This window comes from Brevibacterium sp. SIMBA_078 (genome assembly GCF_046534565.1).
Classification (GTDB): domain Bacteria; phylum Actinomycetota; class Actinomycetes; order Actinomycetales; family Brevibacteriaceae; genus Brevibacterium.
Window position 1 is genome coordinate 482,925 of the sequence record NZ_JAWRYQ010000002.1, and the last position, 22,219, is coordinate 505,143.

Consider the following 22,219-nt stretch of genomic DNA (forward strand, 5'->3'; position numbering starts at 1 on the left):
GTTCGCCCCCGCAGGCGGTAGCGGCACGCGTGCTCGGGCAAGTCGGGGTCATGAACTTCGAGTGAATGCGGGATTCCGCCGTCAGACGACCGGTAGGTCTCACCGGCGGCGGGTACGGTCTATTTGCCGAAGCGGCGCTGCCGCAGACCGTAGTCGCGCACAGCTCGGAGGAAGTCCGTGCGGCGGAAGTCCGGCCAATAGGCTTCGCAGAAGTAGAACTCCGAATAGGCACTCTGCCACATGAGGAACCCGGAGAGTCGCTGCTCTCCCGAGGAGCGGATGATGAGGTCGGGATCGGGTTGGCCCTTGGTGTAGAGGTGTTCGCCGATCTGCTCCGGCGACAGTTCGGAGATGATCGACTCCAGGTCCGTGCCGTTGTCGGTCCGTGTGCGCAGCAGGGACTTCACCGCATTGACGATCTCCTGCCGACCGCCGTAGCCGACGGCGACGTTGACGCGCATTCCACAGTCCTCGGTCGTCGTCACCGCTTCGAGGCGGGCACGCAGATCCGGGGGAACGATGTCGAGATCACCGACGAGCTGGACGCCGACTCCGTCGAGAGCTGCGATCTTCTCCACCAGATCCGAGATGATCTCGATAAGGATCGACACCTCTTCTGCCGACCGGGCGAGGTTCTCTTTGGACAGAACGTAGAGAGTGACGATCTCGACATCGATCTCGTGGCACCAGCCGAGGAACTCGACGATCTTCGCCGCTCCGGCACGGTGACCGTCAGCGGTCGTCGCGCCGAACTCCTTGGCCCATCGACGGTTGCCGTCGGTGATGACTCCGACGTGACGAGGAACCGGAACCGACTTGTCGAGCTCACGTTTGAGCCGTCGCTCGTACAGCCGATAGAGCAGGTTCACGGGTCGCGCCACAGCTGTCCTCTTCCACATGGGTCGTTGGTCGGTTCGAATACTGTACAGACTACTAGCCGACGATGCTGAATGAGGCCTCAGGTCCGCTGGCTACTATGGAGCTATGAATGCTTCGCTCACCGATTCCTCTCCGGTCGTTCCCGACGGCTCCGGTCCGGTCGGTTCAGCAGGTGCGGATGATGGTCCGCCCGCCGACGACCACCGCATCGCCCGTCGCCGCTCAGCACTGCGCGCCGAACTGACCAAGCTGGCGGGACAGGTCAAGCCGAAGCTGCGCGGCTGGTTCCACGCCGGGGCGTTCCCTCTGGCGATGCTCGGCGGCCTGGCCCTGGTGATCATCTCCCCGACCATCGAGTCGCGCATCGCCGCCGCGATCTTCGCCGTCACCGGCATGCTGCTCTTCGGCACCTCCGCCGTCTACCACCGCGGCCGCTGGCGCACCCGCGTCCGCCTCGTCCTGCGGCGGCTCGACCACGCGAATATCTTCCTCATCACCGCCGGCACGTACACACCGTTGGCAGTGCTGATGCTCCGTACCGACCAGGCAGTCCTCCTGCTGTCCGTGCTGTGGGGTGCCGCCGCACTCGGCGCGGCCTTCCGTACGATCTTCACCACCGCGCCGAGGTGGCTCTTCGTCCCCATCTACGTCGGGTTCGGCGTCGCCGGAGTCGGATACATTCCCCAGATCTGGGACACGAACTTCCCTGTCGGACTCCTCGTCGTCCTCGGCGGCGTGTGCTATATCGCCGGCGCGGTGATCTACGGGATCAAGCGGCCGAACCCCTCACCGAAGTGGCTCGGCTTCCATGAGATCTTCCACATCTTCACGATCCTCGGCTACGGTTGCCACCTCGCTGCGCTCATCATCGCCGCCGTCGCAGCCTACTGAGCTCCATTCGACTGAGCCCACAGACAACGGCGCGATCACCGATCGGTGATCGCGCCGTTGTCTGTCAGGTCAGGACCTCGGGCCCCAGAGTTCAGGGTTCAGGATTCAGAGCCTCAGGCTCGTTCATTCCGTTCGTCGGAGGGCTCGGAGGAATCGATCGGCTCCTCCGTCGAGCCGCCTCGGCGATCTGAATCGGACGGTCCGGTGTCGACGGCTGCGTCGGATTCGCTGTCAACGGTCTCCGTTTCGAGTGTCTCCGGCCCTGAGAGCTTCGACTGGTTGGGCACCACATGCCTGCGCAGCGGGATCGGATAGGCGTCGCTGGCGCTCGAGTGCGCCCGCACCCGACGGACACGACGCATGAGGTCCCGGATGAGGAAGATCGTCAGGATGACAATGGCGAGGGTGGCCAGGAAGCCGATGGTTCCGGGCGTCACCAGATCCGGGTCCGGTGTGCCTCCGTCCGGAGTCGGGGCTGGAGAGGACGCGAAGATCATGCGCGGGTGTCGCTTTCGGTCGGGACGGCGGAATCAGCGTCGAGGTCTTCGGCGGCCGGCGAGTCCGGGAGCATTCCCTCATCGGGAACGCGACGTCCGTCATCGAAGGTCACGGCGGCGAACAGATCGGTCTCCTGGAAGTCCAGCTCCCGGTTCAGCGGCTCACGACCGGTGAGGTCAAGAGCCAGTTCGAACTCCTCTGTCGGCCAATACGTGCGAGCTGCCTTGCGCGACGCGGAGAAGAAACCGCCTTCGGGGTCGATCTGAGTGGCGTGGGAGAGCAGCGCGCGATCACGGGCGGAGAAGAACTCGGAGCAGGGGATGCGGGTGCTCAGCCAGTTGTGGCGCTGGTTGTCACGCTTCTTGAAATCCTCGAGGTGGTCGGCGAACGGGGACTCGAGTCCCGCCTCGAGCATCTTCTCGTGGATCGTGATCCACTTCTTCGCCGACAGGTCCTGGTTGAAGTAGATCTTCTGCACCTGCCACGGTTCGCCGAGCTCGGGATGCGAGGTCGCATCTGCGGCGGCTTCGACGGCGGCCATGGTCACGGCGTGGTTCTTGATGTGGTCGGGGTGAGGATATCCGCCGAGCTCGTCGTAGGTGGTCACCACCTGCGGACGGAAGGTCCGGATGATGTGCACGAGGGGAAGCATCGCCACCTCGTCGGGGACCCGATAGAAGCATCCGGGAGGAGTCTGGTTGTCGAAATCGCCGTCGGGCAGTCCCGAGTCGACGTGACCGACCCAGACATGTTCGGCGCCGAGGGCTGCGGCAGCGGTCGCCATCTCCTCACGACGGAGACCGGCGATGTCGCGGCTGGCCTTCGGGCTCTGCAGCAGAGCGGGGTTGAGGATGTCACCGGCCTCGCCACCGGTCATGGTGGCGATGAGCACCCGGGCACCCAGTGAAGCGTACTTCGCGCTCGTTGCCGCACCCTTGGAGGATTCGTCGTCGGGGTGGGCATGGACGGCCAACAGGCGCAGCCCATGGTACGGAAGCGAAGTCATATCCTAAATGTCCCTTTCGATTCAGCCTGGTGGCCACCTGCTGCCGGCGCTGCGGCTGACATGATCGCCGGCAGAGGATCGACTACTCTAGATTAGTGCGCGAAGTACTTAAAGAGGAATTCAATGACTGAGGTAACAGTGGCACCACCACTGCACGACGATCGCTACGGCCGAACTCGCAAACCCAAGCGGAATCTGAGCCGTCGGGCGAAGATCATCGCCGTCGTCGTCCTCGCCATGGTGGTCGCCGTCATCGCCGTCTGGGCATTCCGCCCGCAGACGAATCCCACAACACCGCGCACTCTTGACTATTCGGTTGTCGACGATTCTTCAACGCGCGTCACCGTCGGAATATTTCCTGATCAGAAACGCGGCGTGCACTGCATCGTCCAGGCCACGAATGAGCACGAAGCGATCGTCGGCTTCACCGAGGTGACCGTTCCCGCCGATCCGAACGCCGATCCGAATTCGCCGAAGCGCCTCGATGTGGACCTGGCCACGACTCAGCTGGCCGCCTCCGGCCACGTCGACTCCTGCTGGTTCGAATAGGCCGAACGTTCGACCGCAACGGTCGCCTGGTGGAAGCACAGGAGTCGGGTCTAGAGAACCTTCGAATAGTTCTCGCACGAGGACGCATCTAGCGGTCGCGAAGCTCCGACTCACCGCCGGGGACGTGATCGAACTCATCGTTTTTCTCCGCAGATGCGTTACACTGTAGTTTCATTCAACTTCCGGGCGTGCCCATACGCCCGGTTTTTTTCGTTGCCTGACACGCCCGTCAGTGCACCGACCGAAGAAGGAGAAGTCATGACCGAGGAAGTCACCCAGGAAGAGACATGGTTGACCCAGGAAGCCTTTGACCGCCTGTCGAAGGAACTCGAGCATCTCTCCGGACCGGGTCGTGCAGAGATTGCTGAGAAGATCGAAGCCGCCCGCGACGAGGGTGACTTGAAGGAGAACAGCGGTTATCACGCAGCGCGTGATGAGCAGGGCAAACAGGAAGCACGCATCCGCCAGCTCGAGGTGCTGCTGCGGAACGCGAAGGTCGGCTCCAGCGACAGCGACGGCAAGACCGTGGCGCCCGGAACAGTCGTGACCGCCAGCGTCGCCGGCAACTCCATGCGATTCCTGCTGGGCAACCGCGAGATCGCCGGAGACTCCGATATCGACGTCTTCTCGGAGAAGTCCCCGCTCGGAGCGGCTGTCCTCGGTGTCAAGGCCGGCGACAAGACCTCATACGAGGCTCCGAACGGCAAGACCATCGAGGTCAAGGTCGATTCCGTCGAAGCCTTCACCGGCTGATCGAGACCGATTAGAAGTGGGCGGGTGCGATCGCACCCGCCCACTTCTCTATTCACTCCGGATCAGGCGAGCCCTTCGTTCCTGAAACGCCGGAGTCGCTCGAACCGGAACCTGATGCACGTTCGTCTTCCGCGGACTCGTGGACGGCATCGGTGAGCCGTTCCTTCGCCGTCTCCAGGACCGCTGTGGCCTCGCGTTCGTCCGGGTCACGTTCAGGGTCGTCCTCCGTGTCCTCGGAATCACCGGCGTTCGTGCGCACGATATAGCTGACGACGCTGTTGAGAACGGCCACCAGGGGAACGGCGAAGAGAGCGCCGACGATGCCGAAGAGGAAGCCGCCGCCGGTGACTGCGAGGATCACAGCCAGCGGATGAACGGACACGGCTTTGCCCATGAGGAACGGCTGGAGGACCTGGCTTTCGATCTGCTGGACGGCAATGACAACCGCGAGCATGATGACCGCGCTGACCAGACCGTTCGAGACCAATGCCACCAGCACGGCGACCGCACCGGAGGCGATGGCTCCGACGACGGGGACGAACGAGGTGAGGAAGACCAACACCGTCATGGGGATGACCAGCGGGATCCCCAGGAACGCTGCGCCGATGCCGATGCCGATCGCGTCGACAGCGGCGACGAGGATCTGGACCCGCACGTACTGCACGAGGGTCGTCCACCCCTTCAGAGCGGCTCCCGTGGCGACGGGACGGGCCGGGACCGGCAGCAGGTTCATCACCCACCTGAAGATGTTCTGTCCGTCGTAGAGGAAGAAGAACGTCGCGAACAGGCACACGGCCATACCGGTGAGGAAGGTGCCCACCGAGGAGGTGGCTTCCAGGGCACCGCCGAGGAGCTGGCTGCTGTTGTTCTGGAAGAAGTTCGTCGCGGTCTTGATAGCTTCGTCGATATAGCTCGAGAGCGTCGTGGCGTCGATGCCGAAGGGACTCGAAGCCAGCCAGCCGCTGATTCCGGACACACCGGCGATGACCTGTTTGACGAGGTCGGGCATGCCGGAATAGATCTGCTGACCGACGAGGCCGAAGAGTCCGAGGACGACGACGATGAACCCGATGAAGGAGATCGCCGCGGCCCCGCCTCGAGGCATGCCCTTCTTCCGCAGCCATCCGGTCAGGGGCGCGAGCAGCGCTGCCAGCAGCAGAGCGATGAGCACCGGCAGGACGACACTGGAGATCTTCGACAGCAGCCACAGGGCCACACCGATCGCCACGAGCACGACGATCGACCGCCACGACCACGCGGCGGCGAGCTTGAGACCCGGAGCCACATACGGTTTGGCCTCGGCTTCGATTCGGCTGAGTGCGATCTCCTCGGGACTGACCGCCTGCGACGGGGTCACCTCGGGTTCGGACTCGGAGCGGGAGGACTCGCGTCCGCGCCGGAACGCCTCCCATGCCCCTCGGAATCGGTTCGGAGGATGCTGCTGATCGTTTTCGCTCATGACTCAACAATAGTTGTTGATGCACTGACAAAGGTGCAATGATGACGCCGGAGGAGGGAAATCAGTGGGAAGACGCTTGATCTATACGCTGGCGACGATGGGGGCGACCGTCGTCGGCGCGGGTGCCTCGGCGGCGGGACTGCTCCGCCATCAGGCCGGGTCGCTGCGCCGTTCCTTCGACGACGACAAGAACCGTCGCTACTCCACCTTCACCGAGGCGATCGCCGCCCCACGTGACAACGACGATGACGACTCCGCGGCGCTGGCCATCATCGGCGACTCCTGGCTGTGCGGGGTCGATGTCGACCCGGAGCAGGCACCCCCGACTCTCATCGGCCGCGGACTTGCGCGGATACTCGGCACCACCGTCCGGGTCCAGACGACCGCCCGCCCCTCGGCGCTGTCGGATGATCTGCATCGACAGGTGGACGAAGTCCTGCGTTCGCCGTGGCTTTCCCGCCAGCTCTCGGACCACTGGACCGAGGACCGTCGGTTCGCGATCATCTCGATCGGCACCGGCGACATCATCCACCCGATCCAGGCAACCATCGGCGTTCCCGTGCTCAATCAGGCCATCAATCGGCTCCAACGCGAGGGCCGCTACACCGTGTTCGTTCTCGTCTGCCCCAATCTCGGCGGTCTGCCGGGACTGCGCGATCCGCTCAAGACGTCGCTGCGCCGGACCTCGCGGGTCCTCGCCGGCTCTCAATGGCTGGCCGCCCTGGCCGCGCGTGCGGTCCCGCTGCGGTCGACCGGATCGCTGAGCGGAACGACACGCCGGTCTCTGCTCAACGACTCGGGCCGATTCCCCAGCGAACTCGGCTATGCGCAACTGTCCTCGACCCTACTGGCCGCAATCGCCGAACGCATCGATGCACCGATCATCGTCGACCGCAGCCTCGACATCCCCGAGAAGGGCGAAACCGCCCGCAGACACGAACTGGTCCCCGGCGCCGAGGCGCAATCTGCTGCCCAGAACGATTCGGATGACGAGACCCAGACCGACCCCGAGGCGCAGCCAGATGCCGAAGAAGCGGCAGTGACAGAAGACGCCGGCACCGAAACGGTCCCGAATCGTTCGGAAGCCGCCTCGTGATCCCCGTAGTCCTCGCCTCCCAGTCTCCTTCACGTCGCCAGATCCTCCGGGACGGCGGAATCGACCCGGTCATCATCGTCTCCGAGGTCGACGAACGTGCCATCGAGGACGATTTCACCGGCTCCGTCGGCGAACTCACGACAGCATTGTCGGAGGCGAAAGCTCGTGCGGTCATCGACCGGATCATCGCGTCTGCTCCCCCGACACTTCACGGCGCGGACACCGTGGTCGTCATCGCCGGGGACTCCCTGCTCGAATTCGACGGACAGGCCATCGGCAAACCGGGAACGGCCGAACGCACTCGCGACGTGTGGTCGGCGATCGCCGGTCAATGGACTCAGCTCCATTCGGGCCATACGGTCGCCGTGCTCACGCGGACACAGCCGGCGAACGGCACAGCCGGACGAACGGGAGCTGACAGCAGCGGTGACAGCCCCGCCCGTGCCGATCGAACGGACTCGGCACCCTTCGATCTCAGCGCTCTGCGCTCGCAGCGGTCGGCGACCTCGGTGCTCATCGGCGCACCCAGCACGGAGGAACTCGAAGCGTACATCGCCACCGAAGAGCCCTTCCACGTGGCCGGGGCGCTGACGATCGACGGCTATGGTGGGGCCTTCGTCGACCGGCTCGACGGCGACCATCTCACCGTGCTCGGACTCAGTCTGCCCGTCGTACGCGAATTGGTCACCGACATGGGCCTGTTCTGGCCCGATCTGTGGGCTCTCAAGCGGTAGACTCGACCCTGGTCCGGTGACACGCCCGAGGACATTGAAGTTCTCGTCCCAATTTTTTATCGCTGTCCTACAAACCCTTGGTGCTGTTCTCTAAATTGTTCTGTGATCATACAAAGGAGCACCATGACCACAGTCCTCCCCGACTCCACGACCTCGGCACTGAGCACCACTGTTCCGACCGGGGCCGTCCGCCGAGTCCTCATCGCCAACCGCGGTGAGATCGCTCTGCGCATCATCCGGGCCGCCCACGACCTCGGCATCAAGGCCGTCGCCGTGTACACCCGCGCCGATTCCGATGCCGACTTCGTCGAACTCGCCGACGACGCGTGGCTGCTGGACGGTTCCGGAGCCGGGGAGACGTATCTCGACATCGAGAAGATCCTCGCCTTGGCCAAGCGCTCCGGCGCCGATGCCGTCCACCCCGGTTACGGCTATATGGCCGAGAACGCACAGTTCGCGCAGGCCGTCATCGATGCCGGGCTGATCTGGGTCGGTCCTCCCCCGGCGGCGATCGAACTCCTCGGTGACAAGTCCGGAGCCCGCGCCGTCGCCGAGGCCGTCGACGCTCCCGTCGCACCCGGTTCCGACGGCGCCGTAGCCGATCTGACAGAGGCCGCCGAGGTGGCCGACCGGATCGGGTTCCCCGTCGTCGTCAAGGCCGTCCACGGCGGAGGCGGGCGTGGTTTCCGCGCCTGCGCTGCTGCCGAGGATCTCGAAGCCGCCTATACTGCGGCGACCCGCGAGGCACAGAGCGCATTCGGACGCGGTGAGTGCCTCATCGAGAAGCAGATCGTGCGCCCCCGTCACCTCGAGACCCAGTGCCTGGCCGATGCCCACGGCAATGTGCGGATCGTGTCCACGCGTGACTGCACTCTGCAGCGCCGCAACCAGAAGATCATCGAGGAGGCACCCGCTCCGTTCCTCACCGCCGAACAGGAGCGCATCGTCTCCGAAGCCTCGGCACGCCTGCTCGCCCACGTCGGCTACGTCGGCGCCGCGACGTGTGAGTTCCTCCTCGGCGAGGACGGCACGATCATCTTCATGGAAGCCAACGCGCGCATCCAGGTCGAGCACACCGTCACCGAGGAGGTCACCGGGGTCGACCTCGTCGGCTGGCAGGTGCGCATCGCTTCGGGCGAGGCCCTGCCCGACCAATTCCCTGCCGTGCGCGGACATTCCTTCCAGTTCCGCATCAACGCCGAAGACCCCACGACGTTCTTCCCCGCCACCGGCGCGGTGAAGAACTACCGTGCGCCTTCGGGTCCCGGAGTGCGTCTGGATTCCGGCATCGGCGAAGGCAGCGTCGTCGGCACGGACTTCGACCCGATGCTGGCCAAGCTCGTCGTCACCGGCGCCACCCGCGATGAGGCCCTGGCCCGAGCACGCCGGGCCCTGTCCGAATACCGCATCGAGGGTGTCTCGACGCTGCTGCCGCTGCATCGGGTGCTCGTGAACGAACAGGCCTTCGCCACCGATTTCAAGGTCTGGACCAACTGGCTCGAAACCGCTTTCGTCAATCCGCTTGTCGATCCACAGCTAGGAGAACAGATGAGTACTGCAACCGACAGCTTCAGCGTTGTGGTCGAGGTCGATGGCCGCCGCATGACCGTTTCGGTCCCCAAGGACGTCATCTCGGACCTCGGTCATGTTCCCAGCCCCAGCGTGCCGCGGCGCAAGCGCGGGCTGAGCAGCCGCAAGGGCGCGAAGATCGCCGACGACTCGAATGCGCTCAACGCTCCCATGCAGGGCACCATCGTCTCCGTCTCCGTCAGCCCCGGTGACACCGTCGAAGCCGGTGACACCCTTGCCGTGATCGAGGCGATGAAGATGGAACAGCCGCTCAAGGCCGGCCACTCCGGCACCGTCTCCGAGGTGCTCGTCGACGCAGGCGCCCCGGTGAAGTCCGGTGAGGCGATCATCCGCTTCGCCGCCTGAGCCGCTCCCGCTCCTGCCTCCGTTCGCTCCGGCCTGCGGTCAGGAGTCACGAACACAGAAGTCCCTGCCCGGATCACCGTCGAAGATCGGTGATCCGGGCAGTGATGTATTCGGATTCCGCATCGTTGCCGGGACATTCCAGACCCGCGGCATAGGCGTCCTCGGCCTCCGCTGTGCGACCGAGTTCGTCGAGGGTGATCGCCCGCGCGATGTGGAAGGGCCTGTAACGCAGCAGCTGCGGATCGTCGGCCAGTTCGTCGAGGGCGCTCATGGCCGCCTCGGGACCCGAGACCTGTCCGAGGACGATCGCGGTATTGAGAGCGACGACCGGCGACGACTCGAGGTCGGACAGCATCCGATAGAGCACGAGGATCTGCTTCCAGTCCGTGTCGGCGAATCGCGCGGCGTCGGCGTGGAGGGCCGCGATCGCCGCCTGGATGGTGAAAGCCCCGGCTCCCGATTCGCCGGCGGCCGCATCGACGAGTCCGGTCCCTTCGGCGATGAGGCGTGAGTCCCATAGGCTGCGGTCCTGCTCGGCCAGCGGCACCGGCCTGCCATCCGGCGTCACACGAGCGGTCTCACGTGCCCGTGTGAGCAGGAGCAGAGCCAGCAGGCCACGGGCTTCGGTCTGCTCGGGCAGGTATCCGACGAGCAGTCGGGTCAGCCGGATGGCTTCGTGCTGCAGATCGACTCGAGAATGTGCGGGTCCTGCAGTGGCGTTGATGCCCTGAGTGAAGATGAGATAGAGGACGCGCAGCACTCCGGGCAGCCGGTCGCCGAGTTCATCGGGCGCTGGGCGGCCGAAGGGAATCCCGGTCTTGAGGATCCGCTGCTTGGCACGGACGATCCGCTGCTGCATCGTCGCGGTCTCGATGAGGAACCCGGCGGCCACCTCGGCGGCGGTCAGCCCCGAGAGGAAGCGCAGGATGAGCACGATGCGTTCGTCCTCGCGCAGAGTCGGGTGGGAGCAGGTGAAGAACAGTCCGAGGCGCTCGTCGGGCAGATCCGCGGCATCCATCTCCTCGCCGAGGCGCTCCGCGTGATCGTCGTGGTCGCCCGGACGCAGCTCGTCCTCGATGCGCAGGCGGGCGAGGTGCCGGGTGCGCACGTCATCGGAGCGGATGAGGTCGATGGCGCGGTTCTTCGCCGTGGCCATCAGCCACGCCTGTGGGCGTTCGGGCACTCCCCTGCCCGGCCATGTCTCGACCGCGCGCAGCACGGCGTCGTGGAGGGCCTCCTCGGCGAGATCGAAGTCACGGAACCGGGTGACCAGCGCCGCGAGCAGCCGCCCGTAGTCCTCCTCGCCGATGGCGCTGAGGACGCGGGCGGCCGCATCGGGGTCGGGATCCATCAGTAGTCGGCCACCGGACGGATCTCGATGTGTCCGGCCTTGGCTCCGGGGCTCTTCTTCGCCCAGGCGATCGCCTCGTCGATATCGGCGACGTCGATGACGTAGCTGCCGCCGACGAACTCGTTCGATTCGGCGAACGGGCCCGAGGTGACAAGCGATTCGCCTCCGGATCCGCTCACCCGCACCCCGAGTTCGGGTCCCTCGAGGGCGAAGCCGCCGACGACGATCCCCGCCTCGCTGATCTCCTTGTCGAATGCCATGAATTCGGCTGGATCCGCTCCGCCGTCCTCACCGCAGTCAGGATCCTGTGTGCGTCCCATGAGCAGAAGTGCGTACTTCATGTCGTTCTCCTTCGTCGTTCCTCATGTCATGCCGGGCGGCCTGACACCATGATGACGGTCGAGGAGCGACCGGATCGACAGCTGCGGAGAAAAACTTTGCTGCGATCGTCGATTCGACTATTCAGAGGTGACGGTGGAGTTTCCGTGCCGCTTCGGTCAGCGAACCGCTCACCGAAGGGTAGACGACGAAGGAGGCGGAGAGCTGATCGACGGTCAGCCGGTTCTCCACTGCCATGGTGATCGGCAGGATGAGCTCACTGGCTCGGGGGCCGACGACGACTCCGCCGAGGATGGAGCCGGATCCGCGCCGAGCGAAGATCTTGACAAAGCCGTCCTCGATGCCGAGCATCTTGGCGCGCGGGTTCGTGTCCAACGGCAGCATCACGGTGTCGATGTCCGTCGGGTTCTCGCGGTAGTTCTGCTGAGTGAAGCCGACGGTGGCGATCTCGGGTGCGGTGAACACGTTCGATGCGACATTGCGCAGTTTGAGCGGCTGCACGGCGTCGCCGAGCGCGTGGTTCATGGCGATCCGCCCCTGCATCGCCGCCACCGAGGCCAACGGCAGCACACCGGTGCAGTCACCGGCCGCGTAGATTCCGGCCCGAGAGGTCCGCGAAACACCGTCGACGACGATGTGTCCGGATTCGCTGACCCGGACACCGGCCTTCTCCAGGCCGAGACCTTCGGTGTTCGGAATCGAACCGACGGCCATGAGGCAGTGGGATCCCTCGACACGGCGACCATCGGCGAGCACCACTTCGACTCCGTCGTCGGTGCGGGTCACCGAGGCGGCGCGGGAGCGGGAGAGGACATTCATGCCCTTGTTGCGGAAGACGAACTCGAGCACATCGGCTGCGTCCTCGTCCTGGCCGGGCAGGACCTTCTCACGCGAGGACACGAGGGTCACCTCGGTGCCCAATGCCCGGTAGGCCGAAGCGAACTCGGCACCGGTGACACCGGAGCCGACGACGATGAGGTGCTCGGGCAGTTCGTCGAGGTCGTAGAGCTGAGTCCAGGTGAGGATCCGCTCGCCATCGGGCTGTGCACTGGGCAGCTCACGCGGGTGGGCGCCGACCGAGAGCAGGATCGTGGTGGCCTCGAGGGTGTACTCGGTGCCGCCGGATTCGACGACATGGACCTGGTCGCGACCGGCCAGGGTCGCTGTGCCCTGGATGGCCTTGACACCGGCTCGGATGAGGCCTTCGTAGATGTCGTTGGCCTGAGCGTCGGCGAGGGAGAGGATGCGCTTGTTGACAGCTTCGAGGTCAGCGGTGACTCGGCGCGCAACTGCCTCGGTGTCCTCGGTGTTCGCGATCCGGATTCCGAGCCCGTCGGAGCGCTCGATCTCGTCCATCATCTCCGCGGTGGCGATGAGCGACTTCGATGGCACGACGTCGGTGAGCACGGCGGAACCACCGCACCGATTCTGCTCGATGAGCATGACATCGGCACCGAGCTGAGCCGCGACGAGCGCGGCTTCGTAGCCGCCGGGGCCGCCGCCGATGATGACGACGCGATCTGCAGTGGAATCAAATTCAGTGTTCACATACAGATTGTCTCAAATCGCCACGATGCTTGCGAACGGCCCCCTGGGAACCGACCGAATGGTTCCTTTGGGACCGGTTCGGGCCGGTCCGCAATCGGTCCGGCTGCGGTCCGATCAGCTCGGGTCGACCACCTCGGCGGTGTCCTTGTGCAGGGTCGACAGACGCACATAGGACTGTGCGTTCTGCCGGACCTTCTCCACTCCATCGTCGGTCATCTCCCTGCGCACCTTCGCAGGCACACCGGCGACGAGCGACCGTGCGGGGATCTGCGTGCCTTCGAGGACGACGGCGCCCGCGGCGACGAGGGACTCGCTGCCGATATAGGCGTCATTGAGCACTGTGGAGTGCATGCCGATGAGCACATCATCATCGACGATCGCACCGTGGACGAGCGCTTGGTGGCCGATGGAGACGCGGGCGCCGATGACGACGGGTTTGCCGGCGTCGGTGTGCATGACGGTGTTGTCCTGCACGTTCGAGTCCTCACCGATCGTGATCGGGGCGGCTTCGGCGCGCAGAACACAGCCGTAGAAGACGCTGGCGCCCTTCTTCACGTGCACATCTCCGACGAGAGTGGCACCGGCTGCGACGAACGCCTCCGGGTCGATCTGCGGTGTGTGGCCGCCGACGGAGACGATGCGGGGGCTGGCGAGATCGTTGGTCATGAATCCTCCATTGGTTCACAAGATGTCTGGGTGCATTCACCTGCTGTCTGCATGTGCCTGACAGTCTAGGCGGAGACGCTCCGACAGGCCCGAAAAGACGAATCGCGGACCGATTTGCGCGATCGCCCTCATAGCAGGACAATGGGGAAAATTCTTGTCAGAAATTTCACACTGCCGGACCCTTGTGCGCCCAATTGCGTTATGTGAACCTTGACTGTGAGAGTTGCACGCCCGGAATTCGGGCGTAGGCAACCGCGTTCACTGAATTCGTCGAAAGGTCACCATGGATTGGCGACACCGTGCAGCATGCCTCAATGAGGATCCGGAGCTCTTCTTCCCGATCGGCAACACCGGACCCGCGCTGCTCCAGATTGAGGAAGCAAAGACTGTCTGTCGCCGTTGTGAAGTTGCAGAGACCTGCCTTCAGTGGGCCCTCGAATCCGGTCAGGATGCCGGAGTCTGGGGCGGTCTGAGCGAGGACGAGCGTCGCGCTCTCAAGCGTCGCGCCGCTCGTGCCCGCCGCGCAGGCTGAAGCGTCGGCCACCGCGGAGGCGGTCCCCCGGACTGCCGAAGCCATAACTGAATCACCAAGAGCTCCTGCTCCGAAGACTGAGTCCCTTGTCCCGACGGCGAATGATCGTCGTCGGAACAAGGGACTCAGTCGTGTGTGCGGACGGGCGTCCGGCCGGGCGCCCGGCCGAATATCGACCGACTCGGTTTTTAGGGGGCGCCGGAACCTGGCAGCTCCGGCTCGGTCCGATGGGCTTCGCTCAGTCGTAGGAGTCCGGGCGCAGCGGAACGTCGAGGACGGCGACTGTTCCGCCGCCTTCGCGCGCCTGCCATTGGATCGAACCGGCCAGGTCGGCCGAGACCAGGGTGCGCACGATCTGCGTGCCCAGGCCATTGCCCGGGTTCTGCGTCTCCCCCAAACCGATGCCGTCATCGGCGATCGTCACGCTCAGATGATCGCCGTTGCGCTCCGGGGTCACCCACACATGGCCGTTGAGCGTCTCCCCCGGTTCCAGGCTCTCCAGGTTCTCGGTGGGGAATCCGTGTTCGATCGCGTTCGTGATCAGCTCCGTGATGGCCAGCGCCAGGGAGGTGGCATCGGCGGAGGAGATGGTGCCGAAGCTTCCGCACCGTTTGAGTTCGATATGCACCAAGGGGCTGGTCAGCTCGGGAGTCAGACGCAGTCCCTTGTCGACGACTTCGTCGAAGTCCACTTCGGATTCGACGCCCTGGCTGAGCACATCGTGGACCACGGCGATGATCGAGACCCGTCGCATCGCCTCGGTCAGCGCACCCTTGGCCTCGGGGCTGTCGATGCGGCGGGTCTGCAGCCGCAGCAGTGCGGACACGGTCTGCAGATTGTTCTTCACCCTGTGGTGCATCTCCTTGATCATCGCGTCGCGGGAGAGCAGCTCACGTTTGCGGCGACGGATCTCGGAGACGTCACGGGCGAGGACGATCGCACCGACCCGCTCGCCCTCGTCCGTCAGCGGAATCGCGCGCAGGGACACACTCGTGCGCCCGACTTCGAGTTCGGTCCGCCACGGGGCACGCCCGGTGAGCACAAGCGGGAGGGTCTCATCGACCTGACGCAGCTCTGCACTGAGGTTCGAGACCACCTCGGAGAGATAGCTGCCTTCGATCTCTCCTCCGTAGCCGAGCCGGTGCATGAGCGATACGGCGTTCGGGGAGGCATACTGCACATGCGAATCGCGGTCGAGGATGAAGATGCCGTCGCCGACTCGCGGTTCGCCGTGCCGGGCCCCGGACGGGGCATCGCGATCGGGGAACGTTCCCTGCACGATCATCCGCATCAGAGCCATCGCCGTTTCCCGGTAGTACTTCTCCAGGCGAGACGAACCTCTGCGTCGGACCTCCTCCGAATACCGGACGACGAGCGCGATGGCCTCGCCGTTGCGGATAATCGGCACCGCCTCGGCGAGGATGTCGACGTCGGAGGACCCGGCACTGATTCCCATCTCTCGGGCCGCGGCGACGTGGGTGACATAGCTGCGGGTGCTGCTGGCCTGGTCGAGCAGCTCCTTCTCCAGACCGGTCGCACGTGCTCCGATCAGGTCCCGGTTGAACAGTGTCGCCCCGGTCGTCGATCGGGCATGTGCCAGGACCGTGTAGGCGCCGTTGGGCGACGGCACCCACAGCACGAGATCGGCGAAGGAGAGGTCCGCCAACAGCTGCCAGTCCCCGACGAGCAGATGGATGTGTTCGACGTCTGACTCATCCGTGATGCCCTCGGCCGCCAGCAGTTCGTTGAGCACCATACGTTCCTCCAAGGTGAGATCAGCAGACCCGCGTCGTCCGCGGATCTGCTGAGATGTCGATGTTCAGACGCTATCACTTAACCGGTCGGGGTTCGGACCCGCCGAGGCGGCTGTGCCCGCACGATCCCGACTGACCGGCCGATCGTGGTCGCCTTGACGGCCACGGCCGTCGAACCGATCAGGTGTGCCCTGCCGGTCGCGGCCGACCATGGTGTCGACCGCGACCGGAATCAGCCTCAGCCGTTGTGTTCGCTCTCCCAGGCGGAAGAACGGACCATCGACCGCAGCGAACGCAGCAGCACGGACAGCGGCGCCTGGGTGACGGAGTCGAGTCCGAGGATCGTCTCCGTCGTCTCCAGCACCCGCCCCACGACGGTCTCATTGCGTTCGATCCATTCGGACAGGCGCTGCTTCGCCCGTTCGTCCGGAGTTCCGGAGATCGGCGAATCCGTGGCAGCCAGAACCGTTCCGGTCACCGACAGGATCGCGGCGTAGTAGTCGTCACGCATGGATCCGCGGGCCAGCGCCGACCAGCGGTCGCTGCGATCGAGCTCACCGATGAGGGTGAGGATCTGCGAGCCGGAGAAGCGTTCGTTCACGGCGTAGTAGACCTCTGCGACATCCTCGGCGGATTCGTTCGCCCGAGCGGCCAACTGGGTGATGTCGAGCAGCACGAACTCGTCGAGCAAGGCGGCGGAGCGCCATGCGAGTTCGCTCGGCACACCTTCGTCAATGTAGCTCTGCGCCTTCGCCTGCATTGTCTCGGCATCGTAGCCGTCGACGAGGTCCGGGACCCGGGAGCGCAGGGCCTCGACGACCTTGCCGTACATCTCGATGCCGGAATCGACGTCGAGGCTGTCCGGCGCCTGCTGCACGAGCCAGCGCGAGGAGCGATCGAGCAGGCGCACATAGTCATGCTGGAGTTTCACCTGCACCTCGGTCGTCACCCGGTTGTCGAGTGCGCACACGGCCTCGAAGAAGTCATCGAGGCCGAAGATCTCCGAGACCACGACGAACACGCGTGCGATCTGCGGCACCGACGCCGGTGTCTCTTCGAGCATCCGGTAGATGTAGGTCAGTCCGCCGCGGTCGACGAGCCGGTTGACGAGCTTCGCCGTCGCGATCTCCCGGTGCAGCGGGTGTTCGGGGATGAGCTCGCCGTACTTCTCCTGCAGAGCGTCCGGGAAGTAGGACACGAGTTCGCGACGCATCCACGTCTCGTCCGGCACGGTGCTGGCGAGGACCTCGTCGGCGGCGTGCATCTTCACATAGGCCAGCAGCACGGCGAGTTCGGGCGACACGTAGTAGCTGAACTCGCGTTTGGCCAGTTCGTCGGCGTTGGGCAGGAATTCGACCGCCCGGTCGAGATCGGCGTTCTTCTCCAGGTAGTTCAGCAGCCGCCCGTAGGTGCCCGACATCGATTCGGTCTGGGCCCGAGCCTCGCCGAGGACGACGTTCTGCGAGTAGTTGTTCGCCAGCACCCGGTCGGCGACCTGGTCGGTGAACGAGTGCAGAACCGCCTCCCGCTCTTCCGCGGCGAAGGCTCCCTTGTGCAGAAGCGTGCGCAGGAGCAGCTTGATGTTGACCTCATGGTCGGAGCTGTCGACGCCGGCCGAGTTGTCGACGGCATCGGTGTTGACCTCGACGCCGCCCAGCGCGGCCTCGACACGTCCCAGCTGTGTCACACCGAGGTTGCCGCCCTCGCCGATCACTCGCGCCCGCACATCGGCACCGTCGATGCGGATGGCATCGTTGGACTTGTCGCCGACATCGGCGTGGCTCTCGCTCGAGGCCTTGATGTAAGTGCCGATACCGCCGTTGTAGACGAGGTCGACCGGTGCCTTGAGGATCTCCGACATGAGGTCGGCGGGGCTGCGCTTCCCGGGTTCGACTCCGAGCACCGAGGCGGCTTCGGGGCTGAGGTCGATCGACTTCGCCGACCGGGAGAAGACTCCGCCGCCTGAGGAGATGAGGTCCCGGTCGTAGTCCTGCCAGCTCGAGCGCGGCAGGTCGAAGAGCCGTTGGCGTTCGACGAAGCTGCGAGCGGCGTCGGGGTTCGGGTCGAGGAAGATGTCCCGGTGGTCGAAGGCCGCGACGAGGCGGATATGCTCGCTGCGCAGCATGCCGTTGCCGAAGACGTCGCCGCTCATATCGCCGATGCCCACGACGGTGAAGTCCTCGGCTGCGGTGTTGAGTCCGAGTTCGCGGAAGTGGCGTTCGACGGATTTCCATGCGCCCCGGGAGGTGATGGCCATCGCCTTATGGTCGTAGCCGACCGATCCGCCGGATGCGAACGCGTCGCCGAGCCAGAATCCTCGGCGTTCGGCGATCGCGTTGGCCACATCGGAGAACCGTGCCGTGCCCTTGTCGGCGGCGACGACGAGATAGTAGTCGTCTCCATCGTGGCGGACCACACGGTCGGGGTGGACGACGACGCTGGAGTCGTCGCTGCCATAGGTGAGGTTGTCCGCAACCTCGAGCATGCTTTCGATGAACACCTCGTAGGCGGCCTGACCGGCGGCCATCCAGGCGTCCCGATCGCTCATCGGCGGCAGCTGCTTCGGGAAGAAGCCGCCCTTTGCCCCGGTCGGCACGATGAGGGCGTTCTTGACCATCTGTGCCTTGACAAGGCCGAGGACCTCGGTGCGGAAGTCATCGCGACGATCCGACCAGCGCAGCCCTCCGCGAGCGACGGTGCCGAAGCGCAGGTGCACGCCTTCGACCTGCGGGGAATACACCCACATCTCGAGAGCCGGCTTCGGCTTCGGCACGAAGCTGAGCTCGTCGGGTCGGATCTTGAGCACCAGGGCCGTGGGCAGGGCACCCGATTCGTCGATGTAGTAGTTCGTGCGCAGGGTCGCCCGCAGCAGTTCCAGCGAGGAGCGCAGCACACGGTCGGCGTCGAGGCTGGCCACTTCGCTGAGGGCGGTTTCGATCGCGTCGTCGATCTCGGTCATCGTCGCTTCGCGTCCGGCGTCGTCGACGTCGGGATCGAACTTGGCGGAGAAGTAGTCGACGAGCAGCTTCGAGATCTGCGGGTTGTCGCTGTAGACCTCACCGACATAGGCGTCGGAATACGTGAAGCCCGCCTGGCGCAGGTATTTGCCCAGTGCGCGGATGATCGTCACATGCTGCCAGGAGAGTCCGGCGACGACGAGGCGGTCGAAGACCCCCGCTTCCTTCTTGCCGTCCCAGCCGGCCATGAAGGCCTCGGCGATGCGGTCGTAGTCGTCATCGGCCAGCTCTTCGGAGAAGCTGAGTCCGAAGTCGTAGATGTACCGATGCGTTCCGTCGGCGAGGTCGAGTTCGTGGGGACGTTCGTCGACCACATCGGCACCGAAAGCCGTGAGGAAGGGCAGGACCTCGGACAGGCTGACCCGGTCATGACGGTAGAGGACGAGGCGGACGGAGGCATCTGTGCCCTGTTCGGGACGGTAGAGGCGCACCGCCGGACCCTGACCGGCGTCGAGGGCTTCGAACCGACCGACGTCGGCGACCGCCTCGGCGGGGGTGTGATGCTCGCCGTAGCTGGGAGGGAACGCCTTCGACCACAGGTCGGCCCGGGCATGCGAGGCGCCGGAGTCGCCGGTCTCGGCAGGGACGAGGAACGCGTGGACGTCTTCGGACCAGGAGCGGACGGCTCCGACGATGCGGGCCTCGACCTCGTCGGCGCCGATCTGCGGCAGTTCGCAGTCACGGGCGACGCGGGCCACGAAGTGGATGCGGGCCAGCGCCGATTCGCTCAGCAGCACATCGAAGTCGACGCTGTCGGCGTTGTAGAACTTGCGCAGCACTTCCTGCACGCGCACTCGGGCGTCGGTGTTGTAGAGGTCGCGCGGGAGGTAGAGGATGACGGAGACGAAGCGCTGGTACGGGTCGGTACGGACGAACACGCGGGACTCCCGGCGCTCCTGCATGTCGACGATCTCCATGACGACGTCATAGATCTCCTCGGTGTCCTCGTGGAGCAGGTCCTCGCGGGGATAGTTCTCGAGGACTCCGAGGAGTTCGTTGGCCGAGTGGGATCCGGTGGGGAATCCGCTGGCCGAGAGGATCTTCGCGACCTTCCGGTCGATGACCGGGATGTTGAGGACGCTGTCGTTGTAGAACTCGGGTTTGAACACTCCGACGAAGCGACGCTCGCCGACGATCTCACCGTCGGCGTCGAAGGTCTTCACGCCGATGTAGTCCATGAACGAGGAGCGGATGACGCGGGAGCGGGAGTTCGCCTTCGTCAGCACCAGCACATGCGGTTCCAGCGCCTTGTCGGCGACCGCCCGGCTGAGCGGTGACTTCACGAGGGGGCGCAGGGCCGAGATGCCCATCGAGGTGTCCTCGATCGGTTCGAGGCTGCTGTGTTCGGCGTCGTGGGTGTAGTCGTATTCGCGGTAGCCGAGGAAGGTGAAGTGTCCGTCGAGCCAGGTGAGCAGGGCGGCGGCGGATTCGGCTTCAGAAGCCAGCTCCGGGCGCGGCGCATGTGCGCTCAGCTCGGCGGCGATGTCCTTGGCCTTCGCGGCCATCGCCTGGGCGTCGCGCGCTGCAGCGGCCACATAGTCGAGGACTCCGCGCAGGCGCTCTTCGAGTGCGTCGAAGTCGCTTTCGGAGATGCGGTCGATCTCGAGGCGGATCCAGGACTGCTGCTGTGGCGCGCCGTCTTCGCTGTCGGCAGGAGCTTCGGAGACCGTCGGAATGCTCGCCGTGTCTGCACTGAGCGCGGGGGCTTCTGCCGGGGAGAGGATCTTCTCGTCCGGGCCGTTGCCGGTGACTGTGATGATCGGGTGGTGAACGCGGCGGATGGCTCTGCCGTTGGCGGCGAGGTCGCTGACGATCGAGGACACGAGATGGGGCATATCGGCGAGCACGATGGCGATGACCGTATGGTTGTCGCTGAATTCCGGCGAGTCGACGCTCGGATTGTAGATCGCGATCGCCGGACGCTCACCGTCGTATTCAGTGCCGAGCGCGAAGTGACGGGCCGCCGCGGCCGCGTAGGCCTCGGGATCGCTGGCCCCTGATTCGAACCGGGGATAGTACGCATCGAGGAAGTTGTCGGGAGCCGATTGCCCCCGTTGCTTTCTCCACTCTTCTGCAACGTTCGAAATTGAGACCTGAGTCACTGTTTCACCTCTATGATCAACGAGCATTCGTCATGCGATTCGACGTCGAATCGTCATTCCCCACACTATGCCCAAATATCGAGAAAGGCACGCCGAGCGGCCTACGGTGAAGTAGGGTTCATTCGCTGGCAAACTGGAGCTATGCGATCTCTGACTCTCAATCATGAATATTCGGTTGATCTGTCGACATTCCTGGCCAAACTCGCCGATCCCGACGTATGGGAGAAGCTCGGCTCCGACGCCAGTGCCGAATACATCGACCCCGACACGGAGATGACCGTGCGGACCCCGATGCCCAAGGCCGAGCTTCCGGCGGCTCTGGCCTCTCGGCTTCCGGATAACACCGTGCTGGTCGAGGTGTACATGATCCCCGGGGATGTCCTCGGCGATGAGGCAGAGATCCGCATGTCCGCACGTGCCGCAGGCGTCCCTGTCGAGATCGATGCGGTCCTCGAGCTGCGCGAGGCCGAGTCAGTGATGAAGCTGGCCGCTCATGCCGAGATCAGCTCGTCGATCCCGATGTTCGGCGCGATGATCGAACAGGCGGTGGTCCCGATCCTGGAGAAGCGACTGAGCGACCGGCTGCGCCGGTTCGAATCCGCCTGAGACCGACGGCCGACGTCGGCTCAGCCCCGGTCGCCGAGCAGCTGCTCTAATTCGGAAGAGTCGTACCACAGCAGATCGGAAGCGCGAAGGTGGTCCTCGGCTGCGCTGGAGTCCGCGTCCTCGGCCAGCTGCACCGCCTCCTCCCAGACCGCGTCTTCGTCAAGATGAAAGCTCGCAATCCGGGCCATGTCGACTTCGGCAAGGGTGAAGAGCTCGAAGCCCTCGGTGAGCGGTTCGGCCGGGCTGGACTCGGGGGCATCATAGGCCACGATGACTCGCCGCTCGGGAGCCGCCTCGGTGCCGGTCTCGGTTTCAGCGGGTGCGAACACCGCGTTCGCGGCCAGGGCCGCGGCGATGCACATGGCGTCGAATTCAGCGGATTCGAACTCCTCACCGCGCAGGCTGCGCCCCTGAGCGTCGGGGGCGACGGCGCGGGCGTCGGTCAGCGTCGAACGCAGCGCGGTCAGGGTGGTGGGAATGTAGCAGCGAATGGCCATGCCCCTC

The 22,219-nt window shown here is 65.1% G+C and carries 19 protein-coding genes; 8 read left to right on the forward strand and 11 right to left on the reverse strand.

Features of this window, described 5'->3' with window-relative positions; translation table 11 throughout:
* Positions 1-119 precede the first annotated feature (119 nt).
* On the reverse strand, positions 120-881 hold the full coding sequence (locus tag SB749_RS10620) for an isoprenyl transferase (RefSeq protein ID WP_410710300.1): 762 nt from the start codon (positions 879-881) through the stop codon (positions 120-122).
* Positions 882-984: 103 nt separating this feature from the next.
* Here SB749_RS10620 and trhA point away from each other — a divergent pair, with 103 nt between their 5' ends.
* Positions 985-1,770 (forward strand): PAQR family membrane homeostasis protein TrhA, encoded by a 786-nt coding sequence (gene trhA, locus SB749_RS10625; RefSeq protein WP_410710301.1) that lies wholly within the window; start codon positions 985-987, stop codon positions 1,768-1,770.
* A gap of 113 nt (positions 1,771-1,883) precedes the next feature.
* On the opposite strand, the gene SB749_RS10630 is transcribed toward trhA, so the two are convergent.
* The gene (locus SB749_RS10630; RefSeq protein ID WP_410710302.1) at positions 1,884-2,267 is read right to left on the reverse strand and encodes a hypothetical protein; all 384 of its coding nucleotides are present in this window, start codon (positions 2,265-2,267) and stop codon (positions 1,884-1,886) included.
* Positions 2,264-3,274 carry a mycothiol conjugate amidase Mca gene (mca, locus tag SB749_RS10635; protein WP_410710303.1) on the reverse strand — a complete coding sequence of 337 codons (1,011 nt, stop codon included), beginning with the start codon at positions 3,272-3,274 and terminating at the stop codon, positions 2,264-2,266. The genes SB749_RS10630 and mca overlap by 4 nt, the downstream gene beginning before the upstream one ends.
* Before the next feature lie 123 nt (positions 3,275-3,397).
* Here mca and SB749_RS10640 point away from each other — a divergent pair, with 123 nt between their 5' ends.
* Together SB749_RS10640 and greA are read left to right on the forward strand one after the other, a co-directional pair.
* Positions 3,398-3,823, forward strand: a complete 426-nt coding sequence (locus SB749_RS10640; RefSeq protein WP_410710304.1) for a DUF4307 domain-containing protein — start codon at positions 3,398-3,400, stop codon at positions 3,821-3,823.
* Between the two features lie 258 nt (positions 3,824-4,081).
* The gene (gene greA / locus SB749_RS10645) at positions 4,082-4,576 is read left to right on the forward strand and encodes a transcription elongation factor GreA (protein WP_101546580.1); all 495 of its coding nucleotides are present in this window, start codon (positions 4,082-4,084) and stop codon (positions 4,574-4,576) included.
* A gap of 52 nt (positions 4,577-4,628) precedes the next feature.
* Here the strand turns inward: greA and SB749_RS10650 are convergent, their stop codons facing one another.
* Positions 4,629-6,035, reverse strand: coding sequence for an AI-2E family transporter (locus SB749_RS10650; protein ID WP_410710305.1), 1,407 nt, complete (start codon positions 6,033-6,035; stop codon positions 4,629-4,631).
* A gap of 64 nt (positions 6,036-6,099) precedes the next feature.
* Here SB749_RS10650 and SB749_RS10655 point away from each other — a divergent pair, with 64 nt between their 5' ends.
* From SB749_RS10655 to SB749_RS10665, 3 genes are all read left to right on the forward strand, one after another.
* Complete coding sequence (locus SB749_RS10655) at positions 6,100-7,131, forward strand: SGNH/GDSL hydrolase family protein (RefSeq protein ID WP_410710306.1); 1,032 nt, start codon at positions 6,100-6,102, stop codon at positions 7,129-7,131.
* Entirely contained in the window at positions 7,128-7,865 is a 738-nt protein-coding gene (locus SB749_RS10660) for a Maf family protein (protein ID WP_410710307.1), read from the forward strand. The genes SB749_RS10655 and SB749_RS10660 overlap by 4 nt, the downstream gene beginning before the upstream one ends.
* A gap of 123 nt (positions 7,866-7,988) precedes the next feature.
* Entirely contained in the window at positions 7,989-9,800 is a 1,812-nt protein-coding gene (locus SB749_RS10665) for an acetyl/propionyl/methylcrotonyl-CoA carboxylase subunit alpha (protein ID WP_410710308.1), read from the forward strand.
* Between the two features lie 73 nt (positions 9,801-9,873).
* Here SB749_RS10665 and SB749_RS10670 read toward each other — a convergent pair whose 3' ends face one another.
* The 4 genes from SB749_RS10670 to SB749_RS10685 all read right to left on the reverse strand — a co-directional run bounded on the left by SB749_RS10670 (position 9,874) and on the right by SB749_RS10685 (position 13,704).
* A complete protein-coding gene (locus SB749_RS10670; protein WP_410710309.1) occupies positions 9,874-11,151 on the reverse strand; it encodes an RNA polymerase sigma factor in 1,278 nt (425 codons plus the stop codon).
* Complete coding sequence (locus SB749_RS10675) at positions 11,151-11,492, reverse strand: YciI family protein (protein WP_410710310.1); 342 nt, start codon at positions 11,490-11,492, stop codon at positions 11,151-11,153. The genes SB749_RS10670 and SB749_RS10675 overlap by 1 nt, the downstream gene beginning before the upstream one ends.
* A gap of 121 nt (positions 11,493-11,613) precedes the next feature.
* The gene (locus SB749_RS10680; protein ID WP_410710311.1) at positions 11,614-13,038 is read right to left on the reverse strand and encodes an NAD(P)H-quinone dehydrogenase; all 1,425 of its coding nucleotides are present in this window, start codon (positions 13,036-13,038) and stop codon (positions 11,614-11,616) included.
* A gap of 114 nt (positions 13,039-13,152) precedes the next feature.
* Positions 13,153-13,704 carry a gamma carbonic anhydrase family protein gene (locus tag SB749_RS10685; protein WP_410710312.1) on the reverse strand — a complete coding sequence of 184 codons (552 nt, stop codon included), beginning with the start codon at positions 13,702-13,704 and terminating at the stop codon, positions 13,153-13,155.
* Positions 13,705-13,987: 283 nt separating this feature from the next.
* Here SB749_RS10685 and SB749_RS10690 point away from each other — a divergent pair, with 283 nt between their 5' ends.
* Positions 13,988-14,236 (forward strand): WhiB family transcriptional regulator, encoded by a 249-nt coding sequence (locus SB749_RS10690; protein WP_009374875.1) that lies wholly within the window; start codon positions 13,988-13,990, stop codon positions 14,234-14,236.
* A 238-nt stretch (positions 14,237-14,474) separates the two neighbouring features.
* Here the strand turns inward: SB749_RS10690 and SB749_RS10695 are convergent, their stop codons facing one another.
* On the reverse strand, positions 14,475-15,992 hold the full coding sequence (locus SB749_RS10695) for a sensor histidine kinase (RefSeq protein ID WP_410710313.1): 1,518 nt from the start codon (positions 15,990-15,992) through the stop codon (positions 14,475-14,477).
* Between the two features lie 236 nt (positions 15,993-16,228).
* Complete coding sequence (locus tag SB749_RS10700) at positions 16,229-21,109, reverse strand: NAD-glutamate dehydrogenase (RefSeq protein WP_410710314.1); 4,881 nt, start codon at positions 21,107-21,109, stop codon at positions 16,229-16,231.
* A 141-nt stretch (positions 21,110-21,250) separates the two neighbouring features.
* Here SB749_RS10700 and SB749_RS10705 point away from each other — a divergent pair, with 141 nt between their 5' ends.
* On the forward strand, positions 21,251-21,715 hold the full coding sequence (locus tag SB749_RS10705) for a DUF2505 family protein (protein ID WP_410710315.1): 465 nt from the start codon (positions 21,251-21,253) through the stop codon (positions 21,713-21,715).
* Positions 21,716-21,735: 20 nt separating this feature from the next.
* Here SB749_RS10705 and SB749_RS10710 read toward each other — a convergent pair whose 3' ends face one another.
* Positions 21,736-22,212, reverse strand: a complete 477-nt coding sequence (locus SB749_RS10710; protein WP_410710316.1) for a DUF6912 family protein — start codon at positions 22,210-22,212, stop codon at positions 21,736-21,738.
* Positions 22,213-22,219: the final 7 nt, after the last annotated feature.